At 65.2% G+C, this 13,463-nt stretch carries 12 protein-coding genes; 8 read left to right on the top strand and 4 right to left on the bottom strand.

The genetic code is table 11. From position 1 onward, the window contains the following. Positions 1 to 80: 80 nt before the first annotated feature. Both ACXAJT_RS21900 and ACXAJT_RS21895 read left to right on the top strand, forming a co-directional pair. Entirely contained in the window at positions 81 to 2,081 is a 2,001-nt protein-coding gene (locus ACXAJT_RS21900) for an acetyl-CoA carboxylase biotin carboxylase subunit (protein WP_475239057.1), read from the top strand. 4 nt (positions 2,082 to 2,085) lie between these two features. Beyond that, complete coding sequence (locus tag ACXAJT_RS21895; protein ID WP_475239054.1) at positions 2,086 to 2,886, top strand: hypothetical protein; 801 nt, start codon at positions 2,086 to 2,088, stop codon at positions 2,884 to 2,886. Positions 2,887 to 2,965: 79 nt separating this feature from the next. Here ACXAJT_RS21895 and ACXAJT_RS21890 read toward each other — a convergent pair whose 3' ends face one another. Beyond that, positions 2,966 to 3,427, bottom strand: coding sequence for a DUF4174 domain-containing protein (locus ACXAJT_RS21890; RefSeq protein ID WP_475239051.1), 462 nt, complete (start codon positions 3,425 to 3,427; stop codon positions 2,966 to 2,968). A gap of 179 nt (positions 3,428 to 3,606) precedes the next feature. Here ACXAJT_RS21890 and scpA point away from each other — a divergent pair, with 179 nt between their 5' ends. Next, positions 3,607 to 5,742, top strand: coding sequence for a methylmalonyl-CoA mutase (scpA, locus tag ACXAJT_RS21885; protein ID WP_475239049.1), 2,136 nt, complete (start codon positions 3,607 to 3,609; stop codon positions 5,740 to 5,742). Positions 5,743 to 5,766: 24 nt separating this feature from the next. Here scpA and ACXAJT_RS21880 read toward each other — a convergent pair whose 3' ends face one another. After that, entirely contained in the window at positions 5,767 to 5,949 is a 183-nt protein-coding gene (locus ACXAJT_RS21880; protein ID WP_475239047.1) for a hypothetical protein, read from the bottom strand. Positions 5,950 to 6,035: 86 nt separating this feature from the next. On the opposite strand from ACXAJT_RS21880, the gene ACXAJT_RS21875 reads away from it, so the two are divergent. The 5 genes from ACXAJT_RS21875 to ACXAJT_RS21855 all read left to right on the top strand — a co-directional run bounded on the left by ACXAJT_RS21875 (position 6,036) and on the right by ACXAJT_RS21855 (position 9,455). Next, complete coding sequence (locus tag ACXAJT_RS21875) at positions 6,036 to 6,650, top strand: VOC family protein (RefSeq protein ID WP_475239044.1); 615 nt, start codon at positions 6,036 to 6,038, stop codon at positions 6,648 to 6,650. Further along, positions 6,647 to 7,126: an N-acetyltransferase family protein gene (locus tag ACXAJT_RS21870; protein WP_475239041.1), complete on the top strand. Its 480-nt coding sequence runs from the start codon at positions 6,647 to 6,649 to the stop codon at positions 7,124 to 7,126. Before ACXAJT_RS21875 ends, ACXAJT_RS21870 begins: the two co-directional genes overlap by 4 nt. 118 nt (positions 7,127 to 7,244) lie before the next feature. Continuing rightward, positions 7,245 to 7,928, top strand: a complete 684-nt coding sequence (locus tag ACXAJT_RS21865; protein ID WP_475239037.1) for a TerB family tellurite resistance protein — start codon at positions 7,245 to 7,247, stop codon at positions 7,926 to 7,928. A 4-nt stretch (positions 7,929 to 7,932) separates the two neighbouring features. After that, on the top strand, positions 7,933 to 8,934 hold the full coding sequence (locus tag ACXAJT_RS21860) for an endonuclease/exonuclease/phosphatase family protein (protein WP_475239034.1): 1,002 nt from the start codon (positions 7,933 to 7,935) through the stop codon (positions 8,932 to 8,934). Positions 8,935 to 9,044: 110 nt separating this feature from the next. Continuing rightward, the gene (locus ACXAJT_RS21855; RefSeq protein ID WP_475239031.1) at positions 9,045 to 9,455 is read left to right on the top strand and encodes a hypothetical protein; all 411 of its coding nucleotides are present in this window, start codon (positions 9,045 to 9,047) and stop codon (positions 9,453 to 9,455) included. Between the two features lie 25 nt (positions 9,456 to 9,480). On the opposite strand, the gene ACXAJT_RS21850 is transcribed toward ACXAJT_RS21855, so the two are convergent. Continuing rightward, complete coding sequence (locus ACXAJT_RS21850; protein WP_475239029.1) at positions 9,481 to 11,055, bottom strand: Ppx/GppA family phosphatase; 1,575 nt, start codon at positions 11,053 to 11,055, stop codon at positions 9,481 to 9,483. Positions 11,056 to 11,266: 211 nt separating this feature from the next. Then, the gene (locus ACXAJT_RS21845; RefSeq protein WP_475239027.1) at positions 11,267 to 13,441 is read right to left on the bottom strand and encodes an RNA degradosome polyphosphate kinase; all 2,175 of its coding nucleotides are present in this window, start codon (positions 13,439 to 13,441) and stop codon (positions 11,267 to 11,269) included. Positions 13,442 to 13,463: the final 22 nt, after the last annotated feature.

The following is a 13,463-nucleotide window of genomic DNA, read 5'->3' as shown; positions in this document are numbered from 1 at the left end:
ACCATCCCCGCAAACACCCCCGACAATACTTCAGCCGCGCCCCTGACCTGCGGCCAAGAAACGCAACGAAAGGGAGAGACATGTTCGACAAGATCCTGATCGCCAACCGCGGTGAGATCGCCTGCCGGGTCATCAAGACCGCGCGTAAGATGGGCATCAAGACCGTGGCGGTCTATTCGGATGCCGACAAGCACGCGCTGCACGTGGAAATGGCGGATGAGGCGGTGCACATCGGCCCGCCGCAAGCCAACCAGTCGTATATCGTGATCGACAAGATCATGGGGGCGATCAAGGACACCGGCGCGCAGGCGGTGCACCCGGGCTATGGCTTCCTGTCGGAGAACCCAAAGTTTGCCGAGGCGCTTGAAGCCGCTGGCGTTGCCTTCGTCGGCCCGCCGAAAGGGGCGATCGAGGCGATGGGCGACAAGATCACCTCCAAGAAGATCGCGCAGGAGGCCGGGGTCTCGACCGTGCCCGGCTACATGGGGCTGATCGAGGATGCCGAAGAGGCGGTGAAGATCTCGGGCGATATCGGCTACCCGGTGATGATCAAGGCTTCCGCCGGTGGCGGCGGCAAGGGCATGCGGATCGCATGGACTGATGAAGAGGCGCGCGAGGGTTTCGAGTCGTCGAAGAACGAGGCGGCCAGTTCCTTCGGCGATGACCGTATCTTCATCGAGAAGTTCGTCACGCAGCCGCGACACATCGAAATTCAGGTGCTTTGCGACGCGCATGGCAACGGCATCTACCTCAACGAGCGCGAATGCTCGATCCAGCGCCGCAACCAAAAGGTCGTCGAAGAGGCGCCGAGCCCGTTCCTCGATCCAGAAACCCGCAAGGCGATGGGCGAGCAGGCCGTCGCGCTGGCCAAGGCGGTGGGCTACACCAGCGCCGGGACGGTGGAATTCATCGTCGATGGCGAGAAGAACTTCTACTTCCTCGAGATGAACACCCGCCTGCAGGTGGAGCACCCGGTCACCGAGCTGATCACCGGCGTCGACCTCGTGGAGCAGATGATCCGCGTCGCCAATGGCGAGGCGCTGACCATCACGCAGGACGACGTGAAAATCCACGGCTGGGCGATCGAGAACCGCCTCTACGCCGAAGACCCTTATCGCGGCTTCCTGCCGTCGATCGGCCGTCTGACCCGCTATCGCCCGCCGGCCGAGGGCGAGTTGCATGGCGGCATCGTGCGCAACGACACCGGCGTCTACGAGGGCGGCGAGATCTCGATGTACTACGACCCGATGATCGCCAAGCTGTGCACCTGGGCGCCGACCCGTGAGCAGGCCATCGAGGTAATGCGCAACGCGCTCGACAGCTTTGAGGTCGAAGGCATCGGGCACAACCTGCCGTTCCTCGCCGCCGTGATGGATCACCCGCGCTTTATGTCGGGCAACATCACGACCGCCTTCATCGCCGAGGAATATCCCAACGGCTTCGAAGGGGTGACGCTGGCCGAAGGTGCGCTGCGCGACGTGGCCGCCGCCGCCGCTGCAATGAACCGCGTCGCCGAGATCCGCCGCACGCGCATCTCGGGCACGCTCGACAACCACGAGCGCAAGGTTGGCGATCACTGGAACGTCACGCTGCAGGGCGAAAGCTTTGATCTGGTGCTGGCCGCCGACAAGGAAGGCACCTCGGTCGAGTTTGCCGATGGCGCGAAAGTCCGGGTGTCGGGCGACTGGACGCCGGGCCATCCGCTTGCGCATATGCAGGTCGACGGCAAGCCGCTGGTGCTGAAGGTCGGGAAAATCCCCGGCGGCTTCCACATCCGCAGCCGCGGTGCCGATCTCAAGGTCAACGTGCGCACCCCGCGGCAGGCCGAGCTTGCGCGGCTGATGCCCGAGAAGCTGCCGCCCGACACGTCGAAGATGCTGCTGTGCCCGATGCCGGGCCTGATCGTGAAGGTCAATGTGGCCGAAGGCGATGAGGTGCAGGAAGGGCAGGCGCTGTGCACCGTCGAGGCCATGAAGATGGAGAACATTCTTCGCGCCGAGCGCCGGGGCACCGTGAAGAAGGTCAATGCCGGGCCGGGCGACAGTCTGGCGGTGGATGACGTGATCATGGAGTTCGAATGACACGATGACCGACGCGCAGCCCATCTCCGCAGGTGCTTGGATCGTTGGCGCGCTCGCCGCGATCGGCCTGCTGTGGGCGGCGCTTTACATGGGGCGCGGGGCAGAGACCTCGCGCCGCATCCTGCTGCAATTCCTTTTCCGCATCGCGCTGCCCATTGTGCTGCTTCTGGGCGTGCCGCTGGTGCTGCTGGCGCAGGCCGTCGATCTCGAGGACCGGCTGTGGCAGGCGCTGATCGCGGGCTTGGTGATCGCCATGGGTTGGCTGACCACCGCGATGTTTGCCGAGATAGGTCGCTCGCGCGACAAGGCCGAGAAGCTGCGCGACTATCACAAGGCGCTTTACGCCGAGATCGGCAACACGCTGCGTGCCATCTGGGATGAGGGTCAGTCAGACGCCTACATGGTCGCGACAGCCGAGCGGATGCGCACCGAGGCAGGTTTTGTGCCCTTCATCCCGCATGAGCGCCACGACCATGTTTTCGATGCGCTGGTCGAAAGCATCGAGGTGCTGCCGCGCCAGACCATAGACGCGGTGGTCGCCTACTACGGTCAGGTCAAGGCCTTGTCGATCATGGCAGAGGATATGCGGGGGCCGTATTTCCGCGAGAAGCTACCGCAGGACCGGCGCGTGGCGATGTACGAGGATTACGCGCAGATGCGACGGCAGGCCTTCGTCTTGGGGCAATATGCGCTGGAACTGATCCGCGCCTATGCCGATGGCGGCGCCGAGGCAGCCGATCGGGTGATCGAGCGTGTCAATAGCCCGGACGCGGCCCGGTCCGGCCGGTCAGCGGGATCGGAGTGAACGGGATGTTCGGATCCTTTTCCATGACGCTGTCTCCTGCTCTGCGCTGTGTGCGTGCCCTGAATATACGCTCTGGCGGCTACCGCCGCAAGGCATCGCGCCGATCGCGCACCTCTTGCTGGCGCAGCGGCTGCTTATCGATAGATCGACTGATTTCTCTGACATCCCAAGGGCTTGGTTTGCGCAGGATCACGGTTCCATCCTTCGCCAGCAGCATGATCATAAAGCCGCGCGGGCGCATCGCACGGCGGATCGGACTGCGTCCACCGGGATCTGTGTCGGTGATCACCACCACGTCACGGTCTGTCAGCGCATCAAGCCGTTCGGTGATCAGCTGCATCTGCTGCACGTATCGCGGGTCGCTGGGGTTGTCGGCAAAGACCAGAAGCGGGCGCTTGAGCCAGAGGAACTCGTCCAGCGTGGAGTCGCCCGCCGGGCGGATCGGTTCTGCCACGTCCGGGGTCTCGGCACTTTGGGCCGCCCCGAAACCTGCGGTGAAGGTCAGAAATCCAAGCAGGGTGAGGGCGATACGGCGGTTCATGCCCCAAGATATAGGCAATGGCCGGGCGGCTGCACAGGGGCTGCCGCGCCGGGTGACGAAAAATTTAGATGCTGCCAGTGCCGGATGGCGTCGCGGCAGGACAGGTTGATTACGAACGGAGGATGCCGCGCACGCCGGGACCGCCCGGCTTGCGGGCCGCAAGGAGAGAGGACGAGAGGATGACTGCCAAGACGGAAGACTGGCGCGCACTTGCGGAGAAGGAGCTGCGCGGGCGCCCGCTGGACGGGCTGACGTGGCACACGCTCGAAGGGATTGATGTGCGGCCGCTTTACACGGCCGAGGACACGGCGGATCTGCCGCATATGGGCACGCTGCCGGGGTTCGGCCCGTTCACCCGCGGGGTGAAGGCGACTATGTACGCAGGCCGCCCATGGACGATCCGGCAATACGCCGGCTTCTCGACCGCCGAGGAATCCAACGCCTTTTACCGCAAGGCATTGGCGGCAGGGCAGCAGGGCGTTTCGGTGGCCTTCGATCTGGCCACCCACCGCGGCTATGACAGCGATCACGAACGGGTGGTCGGCGACGTCGGCAAGGCGGGCGTCGCCATCGACAGCGTCGAGGACATGAAGATCCTCTTCGATGGCATTCCGCTCGACCAGATTTCCGTGTCGATGACGATGAACGGCGCGGTGATCCCGATCCTCGCCAATTTCATCGTTGTGGGCGAAGAGCAGGGACACGATCGCGCCGTACTTTCGGGGACCATCCAGAACGACATTCTCAAGGAGTTCATGGTCCGCAACACCTATATCTACCCGCCCGAGCCTTCGATGCGGATCATCTCGGACATCATCGAGTACACCTCGAACGAGATGCCGAAGTTCAACTCGATCTCGATCTCCGGCTACCACATGCAGGAGGCCGGGGCGAACCTCGTGCAGGAGCTGGCCTACACGCTGGCCGACGGGCGCGAATATGTGCGCGCGGCGATCGAGGCGGGCATGGACGTGGACAAGTTCGCCGGGCGGCTGTCGTTCTTCTTTGCCATCGGCATGAACTTCTTCATGGAGGCGGCCAAGCTGCGCGCCGCGCGCACGCTCTGGCACCGCATCATGACCGAGTTCGGCGCCAAGTCGGACCGCTCGAAGATGCTGCGCACCCACTGCCAGACCTCGGGTGTGAGCCTGCAGGAGCAGGACCCCTACAACAACGTCATCCGCACCGCCTACGAGGCGATGAGCGCGGTGCTTGGCGGCACCCAGTCGCTGCACACCAACGCGCTTGACGAGGCGATCGCGCTGCCCACCGAGTTTTCGGCCCGGATCGCGCGCAACACCCAGCTTATCCTGCAGGAAGAGACCGGCGTGACCAATGTGGTCGATCCGCTGGCGGGCTCCTACTACGTGGAGAGTCTGACCAACGAGCTCATCGAGAAGGCCTGGGCGCTGATCGAGGAGGTCGAGGAGATGGGCGGTATGACCAAGGCCGTCGCCTCGGGCATGCCCAAGCTGCGCATCGAGGAGACCGCGGCGCGCCGTCAGGCGCAGATCGACCGCGGCGACGAGGTGATCGTCGGGGTCAACAAGTACCGCAAGGACCACGAAGACCCGATCGACATTCTCGACATCGACAACGCCAAGGTGCGCGAGAGCCAGATCGCGCGCTTGGAGAAGGTGCGGGCGAGCCGCGATCAGGCGGCTTGCGATGCGGCGCTGGCCGAGCTTACCCGCCGTGCGAAAGAGGGCGGCAACCTGCTGGAAGCCGCGGTCGAAGCCGCCCGTGCGCGGGCCTCTGTCGGAGAGATTTCCATGGCCATGGAAAAGGAATTCGGGCGCCATCGCGCCGAGGTGAAGACCCTCGCTGGTGTCTACGGCGCGGCCTATGAGGGCGATGAGGGCTTTGCCCAGATCCAGAAGGACGTTGAAAGTTTCGCCGAATCCGAAGGTCGCCGTCCGCGCATGCTGGTCGTGAAAATGGGGCAGGACGGCCACGACCGCGGCGCCAAGGTGATCGCCACGGCCTTTGCCGACATCGGTTTTGATGTGGATGTGGGTCCGTTGTTCCAGACCCCCGCCGAGGCAGCTCAGGACGCCATCGACAACGACGTGCACATCGTCGGTATCTCGTCTCAGGCGGCGGGCCACAAAACGCTTGCGCCGCAGCTTGTGCAGGCGCTGAAGGATCAGGGCGCAGAGGACATCATTGTGATCTGTGGCGGGGTGATCCCGCATCAGGATTACGAGTTCCTCTACAACGCAGGGGTCAAGGCGATCTTCGGGCCGGGCACCAATATCCCCACCGCAGCCAAGGAGATCCTTGGCCTCATCGGGACGCCGCGTGCTGCCGAGTAAGCCCCCGCCTCTGGTGCCGCTGGTTTAAATCAGCGGCACGAAGGGCACGCCGCAGGCGGCAAGGCCGAGGGTGGCGATCAGCAGGACGGTCAGGGTGCGGATTGTCATGGGGGTGCTCCTTGCCTCGCGGCGGCCGGTTCCGATGCCCGTCGCCTTTGCTGCGCAGAATATGCGCCAAAGCCGCGCCGGGCCAGCGGCGCTGCACATTTTCTTGCGTCCACTTGGTCATTTCGCGATTGCACCCCCCTCTTGCACCGCTAACGTGGTCCAGTTGCAACATGACCGGAGGGACGATGCTCGAGCTTGATCACGTGGCTGTTCTTGGGGAGACGCTGGCGGAGGCGGTGAGCCATGCCGAAAGCGCACTGGGGCTGCCACTGTCTCCGGGCGGGGCGCATCCCGATTTCGGCACCCATAATTTCCTGCTCGGGCTGGAAAACGATCTCTACCTCGAAGCCATCGCCATCGACCCGTCAGCCCCGGCTCCCGGGCGTCCGCGCTGGTTCGGGCTCGACGGGTTCGCGGGCCCGGCGCGGCTCGACAAATGGGTGTGCCGGGTGCCAAACCTCGACGCGGCGCTGGCGGCGCTGCCGATGGCGGGCGAGGCCGTCGCCGTCACCCGCGGCGCGCTCAGCTGGAAAATCTCTGTGCCGCGCGACGGGCTGCTGCCCTACGACGGCGTGTTTCCGGCGCTCATCGAATGGGTCAGCCCGGTGCCGCCGGGCGTGTCGCTTGCGGGCGCAGGCATCCGGCTGGATCGGCTGACCGTGGCGCATCCGCAGGCCGAAGACTTGCAGGCGCTGCTGTCACCGCATTTGAACGTGCCGCTGGCCGAGTTCAGCGTCGAAGCCAAGCCCGCTTTGCGCGGCAGTTTTGCCACCGCCTCCGGAGCGCGAGTGCTGCAATGATCCTGCGCGCGGCGAGGGCCGAGGACGCGGCCACCATCGCGGCGATCTGGAACCCGGTCATCGACCACAGCGCCGCCACCTTCACCACCCTGCGCAAAACCTCAGAAGGCCTGCAGGCCGATATCGCGGCGCGCGGTCCGGCCTTTCGCGTGGCCGAGGCAAACGGGAAGGTGCTGGGCTTTGCCACCTTCTTTCCGTTCCGCGGCGGACCGGGCTACGCGCACACCAAAGAGCACACGGTGATCCTCGGGCCCGAAGCGCGCGGGCGCGGCGTCGGGCGCGCACTGATGGCCGACCTGATGGCGGTGGCGCGCGATCAGGGCGTGCATTCGCTCTTTGCCGGGGTGTCGGGAGAGAACGCCGCCGGTATCGCCTTCCACGCGGCGCTCGGGTTTCAAGAGACAGCGCGGCTGCCCGAGGTGGGGTTCAAGTTCGGGCGCTGGATGGATCTTGTGCTGATGCAGAAATTTCTCTGACATCAATCTCCCTGAAACCGCTCGCGCCCGGTCACAGTTTGCGGAGCGGCAGCAGAAAATTCCCCTGACTTCTCATTGTCGCACTGACAGTTGCCGCGTTGCCGCGTAGAGTGGTGCAATGTCGATCTGGTCGCGCATCTCCGAAGCCCTCGCCGCCCTTGCCAAGGGCGAGGGGCTGACTGCTGTCTTCGAAAAGCTGCGCCAGCCGCCAGAGCGCAGCGTTGCCTTTACCATCGCCGTCATCGCGCTTTCGGCGAAGATGGCCAAGGCCGATGGGCAGGTCACGCGCAACGAGGTGGCCGCCTTCCGCGAGGTCTTTACCATCGCCCCCGAGGATGAGGCCGCCGCGGCCCGGGTGTTCAACCTCGCCCGGCAGGACGTCGCGGGCTACGAGGAATACGCCCGCCGCATCCGCCGCATGTTCGAGGACAACGCGCAGCAGCTTTCCGATCTGATGGAGGGGCTGTTCTATATCGCGCTGGCCGATGGCGACTATCACACCGCCGAGAACGCGTTTCTCGAACGGGTGGCCGAAATCTTCGGCATTCCGGACCATGCCTTCCGCGCCCTACGGGCGCGCTTTGTGCCCGATTGCGCCCCCGATCCGTTCAGCGTGCTGGGGGTTAGCCCGGACACGCCGATGGCCGACATCCGCAAGCAATGGCGCAAGCTGGTGCGCGAAAGCCATCCCGACGTGATGTGCGCCCGTGGCCTGCCCGAAGAGGCGATCAAACTGTCGGAGAAACGCCTGATCGACATCAACCACGCGTGGGAAGAGATCTCGGCCCGCGAACAGGTCTGAGCCGATGCGGCTGGCCACCTACAATGTGGAGTGGTTTGACGATCTGTTCAGCAAGCGCGGAGAGCTTTTGGTCGACGATCATTGGTCTGGGCGGCGGGACATCACCCGCGCGCAGCAGGCCGAGGCGCTTGGCATGGTGTTCACCGCGATGGACGCTGATGCGGTGATGATCATCGAAGCGCCCGACACCGGCATCCGGCGCGACACGCGGCGCGCGCTGCACAGTTTCGCCGAAGCGTTCGATCTGCGCACGCGCGAGGTGCTGGTGGGCTTCGTCAACGACACCCAGCAAGAGATTGCGCTGCTTTACGATCCCGATGTGCTGACCGCGCGCCACGTGCCGGGCGAAAGCACCGATGCGCCGCGCTTTGACACCGAGTTGCGCGTCGATCTCGGCGATGGATCGGGCCCGGCTGACGTGGTGTTTTCCAAGCCGCCGCTCGAGGTCGATCTGCTGCTGCCCGGCGGGCGCAGCCTGCGCCTGATCGGCACGCATCTGAAATCCAAGGCCCCGCACGGGGTGCAGGGCGAAGCGGCGATCCGGCGCGCGGGTCTGTCGAACCGCCGCAAGCAACTGGCGCAGGCGATCTGGCTGCGCCGCCGGGTGGATCGGCTGCTGGCAGGGGGCCAGAGCGTGATCGTGCTGGGCGATCTCAACGACGGTCCCGGCATTGATGAATACGAGCATGTCTTCGGCAAGAGTTCCGTCGAGGTCATCCTCGGAGAAGGCGAGGGCGCGCTGTACGACCCGCACGCCAGCGAGGCGCTGCGCGGGCGGCTGACGCCGCAGCCGACCACCGCACGGTTCTACATCGAGCCCGAGAAGCGCTATCTGCAGGCGCTTCTCGATTACATCATGGTCTCCAGCGATCTGCGCGAGGTGGCGCAGGAATGGCGGATTTGGCACCCGTTCGAGGATGCACGCTGCTGGGCAGCACCGGACCTGTGCAGCGCTTTGCTGACCGCTTCGGATCACTTCCCGGTCACGCTGGATCTGGCCATCTGACTGGCAGGACGGAGTTTCTCTACCGCGACTCGGTCTGCCGCCCTATATTGCCGATCATGAGACGCTTGTTTCCCCTCGCCCTCGCGGCCTGCCTCGCCGGTGCCTCTTTGGTGCCTCTCGCAACCCAAGTGCTGGCGCAGGACGAGGCGCAGCCCGAGACCGAACCGCTGTTCAGCGATGACGCGCCCGATGAGGGCCGCAGCCTGATGGAGCGCGGCGCCGACATGTTCCTGCGCGGCCTGCGTGACGAGATCGATCCCACGGTGCAGGATCTCAGGCGGCTGGCCGAACGCATGGGGCCAGCGCTGCAGAGCTTTGTCGACGAGATGGGCCCGGCCGTGGCCGAGCTGTCGGACAAGGTAGAGGATTGGACGCTCTACGAGGCGCCCGAAATGCTGCCCAATGGGGACATACTGATCCGCCGCCGCGAGAAGCTCGATCCCGAGGACGCGCCGGGCGACATGCCAGAAGATGCGCCGGATCTGCCCGAACCCGGCCCCGGCGGCGATATCGAACTCTGAGGCGGGCGGGGGCGGACGCGCCGCGTCAGAGCAGGTCGCGGGTCTCTTCGCCGTCGATCTCAAGCCGCACCGACTTGGCCGACAACGATTTCGCCAGAGAGTTCAGACGCGCCTCTGCCACCTCGCCGTAAAGCGGCGAGGCCTCGGTGGTCAGGCACAGGCGCAGCCGCCGCTCCTCGGGGTCCCAGTGGAACTGCGCCCCGTCTTCGCGGGTGACGTCTGACATCCATAGCATCGAGCCAAAGCGCATCGCCTTGCCAAGGATCTCGGCGCGCTGCGTGCGCTGCTTGTCGAGCAGCGTATAGAAATCCTCGAACCGGGTGCCTTCGCGCTTGTTGCGGTAGCGGTGCAGCAGCGCGAGGCCGAGAAACACCCGCTCGGGGTGATCGAGCCCGCCAAGGTTGGCGCGTGTGGCGTTGTCGAAGCAGGTCTCGGCGCGATAATCGGGGTGCGCGCGCCAGCTTACGTCGTGCAGCAGGCAGGCGGCCTTGACGATGCGCAGATCGGCCTCGCTGGCATCTGGAAAGAGCGGCAGCACGAAGCGGTAGAGTTTCTTGCCAAAGCCCGGCAGGCGCGCGTCCTTTGCCTCGGAAAACCGGCAGGCTTCGATCAGCGGATCGCGGTCGCGCAGCATCTGCGGCATCTGCTCGTAAAGCAGCCCCTCGCGGATGCCGTAGCTGGAGATGGCGATGCCGGTGGGTTTGAAGACCTTCAGAAGCTCTTCAAGCACTTCGGCGGCATAGGGCACAAGGCTCATCCGTGCCGACGAGATGCCGCAGGCACTGCGCAGCGCGTCGAGATCGGCGCTTTCGATGAATTTCAGCGTCTCGCGCGCGCTGTCGACGGTCATCCGGTACTCGTGCAGCACATGTAGCGGATAGCCAAGGCGCTCCATGTCGATCCGGGCGATCGCCCGCCACGAGCCGCCGACCAGAAACAATGGGGCGGGCGCCGGGCTCATGCGCTCGGCCAGCTCGCCGATCGCCTTGGAGATATACTTCTCGCGCGCCTTCTTGCCGCCCTTGAGGTCCTTGAACTTCAGCGGACCCAGCGCCGACGTGGCGCGCTTGCCGATATGCCCGCCGCGGACCTCGGCGAGCTCCATGGACGAGCCGCCGATGTCGCTGACCAGACCGTCGGCGCCGGGCCAGCCCAGCAACACGCCCTGCGCCGAGAGCCGGGCTTCCTCATCGCCGTCGATCACCCAAATCTTGAGGCCGGTCGCCTGTTCGATCTCGGCGCGAAAGGCCGGGCCGTCCTCGGCATCGCGCATGGCGGCGGTGGCAACGGCGGTGAGCGGCGGAAGCTCCATGCCGTGGGCCAGCGTCTGAAATCGTTGCAGCGCGGCCAGCGCGCGGGACTTGCCTTCGGGGTTGAGCCGCCCGGTTTCCGACATGCCTGCGCCCAGCCCGCACATGATCTTTTCGTTGTAGAAATAGGCAGGGCTGCGGGCCGCGCCGTCAAAGACCACGAGACGCACCGAGTTCGACCCGATGTCGACCACGCCGACCCGCGACAGGCGCCGGGCGCGGGGATCGTCAAAGAGCGGCTGGCCGAAAAGGCCCGCGTCGTTTTGGCTGGAGTCGCCCTTACCGTCCATCTGCTCCTCCGGCATTGCTCTCGCGCTTCCATCTAGCACGGGGAGGCCGAGGCGCAAAAGGGGGTTAACGTTGGCGGCCGCGATCGCCCCGAAAGTACCGGCCTGGCAGCCCCTTGTGGTCTGTTTTGTGCGTATTTTTAAAGAGAAGAAGGGACCAGGGCGGCCCACTCCTTCATTGTTCAACAAATACGCCCGACGACCACGCAGGCCGTCAGTCGCCGGCGTGGGTCAGCTTTGGCACATCCTTCGCGCCGGCCGAGCCGCGGCCCGAGAGCGAGGGGTTCTCCATGAAGAAGCGGTGGCAATTGAACGAGAACTCGCCTTCGGGCACCGCGTGGCGGGTGAACTTGCCGGAGGGCTCCATCACCCAGCTTTGCGCCGTGTCAGCAAGGTTTGCCGCCATGATCTGACTGACGATCTGCGCCTTCACCGTGGGGTTGTGGATCTCCACCCCGGTCTCGATCCGGCGGTTGAGGTTGCGCCCCATCCAGTCCGCCGAAGAGATCAGCACCCGCGCCTTGCTGTGCGGCAGCCCGTGGCCATTGCCGAAACAGGCGATGCGCGAGTGTTCTAGGAAACGCCCGACGATGCTTTTCACCCGGATGTTGTCGGACAGGCCCTTGATGCCGGGGCGCAGGCCGCAGATGCCACGGATCACGCAGTCGATCTTCACCCCGGCTTGGCTGGCGGCGTAGAGCGCGTCGATCATGTCCGGCTCGATCAGCGAGTTCATCTTCAGCCAGATCTGCGCCGGGCGGCCCTGACGGGCGTGCTCGGCCTCCGCCTCGATCAGATCGAGCATCCGCGGCTTCAGCGTGTGCGGCGAGATGACGAGGTTTTCCAGCCCCTCGGGCATGGCGTAGCCCGACAGGTAGTTGAAGATCTTCGAGGCATCGCGGCCAAGCTCGGCGTCGCAGGTGAAGAACGACAGGTCGGTGTAAATCTTCGCGGTGATCGGGTGATAGTTGCCGGTACCCCAGTGGGTGTAGGTGACCAGCTTGTCGCCCTCGCGGCGCACCACCGAAGAGATCTTGGCGTGGGTCTTCCAGTCGAGGAAGCCGTAAACCACATGCGCGCCCGAGCGTTCCAGCCGCCGCGACTGGCGGATGTTGGCGGCCTCGTCGAAGCGCGCCTTCAGCTCGACCAGCGCGGTGACCGACTTGCCGTCCTCGGCCGCTTCGCAGAGCGCCTCGACAATCGGCGAGTTGCGCGAGGTGCGATAAAGCGTCTGCTTGATCGCCACCACGTCCGGGTCCATCGCGGCCTGATGCAGAAAGCGCACCACCATGTCGAAGGTCTCGTAGGGGTGGTGCAGCAGCATGTCCTTTTGCTTGATCGCTTCGAACATGTTGCCTTCGTGGTCCTGCACCCGCTCTGGCACGCGCGGGGTGAAGCTGGGCCACAGCAGATCGGGACGGGAGTCGAGCACCAGTTCCTTGAGGTCGGCCATGCCGATCATCCCGTCGAGCTCGATCACATCGTCTTCCTGCACGAAAAGCTCGCGCATGACGATGCTGCGCAGCTGCTTCGGCGCGCCGGCGCTGACGGTCAGGCGGACAACCTCGCCGCGGCGGCGGCGTTTCAGTGCAACTTCGAACTCGCGCACCAGATCCTCGGCCTCTTCCTCGACCTCGATGTCGCTGTCGCGCAGCACGCGGAAGCCGAAGTGGTCCTTCACCCGGTAGCCGGGGAACAGGCTTTCGATGTGCAGCAGCAGCACGTCTTCGAGGTAAATGAAGCGGTTGTGCCCCTCGGGGGCGGGCAGGGCGATGAAGCGGTCGATCTGATGCGGGATCGGCAGCAGCGCCTGCCGGGTGCGGCGGTCGCGCTTGCGCTCCAGTTCGAGCGCAAGGCAGTACCCCATATTGGCGATGAAGGGGAACGGGTGCGCCGGGTCGATCGCCAGCGGCGAGAGCACCGGAAACACCTGCTCGAGAAACTGGGTGTTGAGATGCTCCAGATCCTCGGGCTGCAGCGCGTCGCGGGGCACGATGTCGATGCCCGCCGCGTCGAGCTCTTTTTCAAGCTCGCCCAGAACCCGCTGCTGATGCGCCATCAGCCGTCGCGCATCCTCGTCGATCAGCACCAGCTGCTCGGCCGGGCTCAGCCCGTCGGCGGCGGGGGTGGTGTTGCCGGCATGCGCCAGCTCGCGCAGGCCCGCGACGCGCACGGTGTAGAACTCGTCGAGGTTGGTGGCCGAGATCGACAGGAAGCGCAGCCGTTCCAGCAGCGGAACCTTGGTGTTCTCCGCCTCTTCCAGCACGCGCCAGTTGAAGCCGAGCCAGCTGAGCTCGCGGTTGAAATAGCGGCCGGGGCCCGAGAGGTCGGTCTCGGGGAACTCCTGCGGCTGGGAGATCGGGGCGGTGAGGAAATCGGCTATGGTCATGGGGGGCATATGCGTCACGAAT

It is taken from the genome of Salipiger sp. ABF4_146 (assembly GCF_056161345.1).
This window is presented reverse-complemented; position numbering and strand designations above follow the sequence as displayed.